Annotated in this window: 2 protein-coding genes; both read left to right on the forward strand. The window is 49.7% G+C overall.

What is annotated here, in order from left to right; all coding sequences use genetic code 11:
• Positions 1 to 504, forward strand: a 504-nt coding sequence (locus BG32_RS00425; RefSeq protein ID WP_259459397.1) for a metallopeptidase TldD-related protein, incomplete at its 5' end; no start/stop codon positions are given.
• A gap of 146 nt (positions 505 to 650) precedes the next feature.
• Positions 651 to 870 (forward strand): Gfo/Idh/MocA family protein (locus BG32_RS00430; RefSeq protein ID WP_259459398.1); only part of this gene is annotated, 220 nt, incomplete at its 3' end.

Genomic DNA, 870 nt, shown 5'->3' on the forward strand with positions numbered 1-870 from the left:
CAGACGCGCAATGTGGAAGATGGTTTCTTTGAACCCTTTTTTGACAAGGAAGGAACCGTGAACGACTCCGATAGATTTGCGTTGATAGAGGACGGAGTAGTAATCTCTCCATATACGGACAAAAAGACTGCTGCCACCTTCAATCTTACCCATACCGGTTCTGCAGGAGGGGAGTACGATGGCCTGCCTGAGTTAGGGATGCCGATGCTCAAATTCGCAGAATCGCACAAAACCGCAAAGCAACTTCTTGACGGTCAGAAGGCCATATTCATTTTAATCGCGAGCGGAGGTGACTTCACTCAGGACGGTCGATTCGCGACCCCAGCACAATTGGCCTTTCTCTTTGATGGAGACAGATTCATTGGAAGGCTTCCGGAACTGAGCTTAAGTTCACACATCTTCGACATGCTGGGCAAGGACTTCCGTGGCGTTTCAAGTGAAGACTTTCTTGGAATTGAGAACGCGAAACTTACGATCATGGACATGAATGTGAAGAAGCTCTAGATTTCCGTTCCACGAATACCATGAAGCCTGTATTCTTCAAACAACTGGCTTGACATAACGGAAAATCCCGGGAGATACGGTTTGCACTCTATAGCGATACTTGGATCGGGGATTATGGGAAAGTCCATGCGGGGGCCTACAGGGCCATCGATAAAAGAAATTCCCTCTGGATAGTCGATCCAATCGAAAGCAGGGCAAAGGCGATCTCCGAAAAATACGGAGCAACTGTCGCCAGCTTTGAGGAGATTCTGGAAAACAGCAGTGTAGACATTGTGGATATCTGCACGCCGACATTCACGCACAGGGAACTTGCCGTCAGGGCGCTCAGGGCCGGCAAGCACGTCTTCTGCGAAAAGCCCGTGGCGC

Origin of the sequence: Mesotoga sp. HF07.pep.5.2.highcov (genome assembly GCF_003666285.1) — a bacterium.
GTDB lineage: Bacteria > Thermotogota > Thermotogae > Petrotogales > Kosmotogaceae > Mesotoga > Mesotoga prima.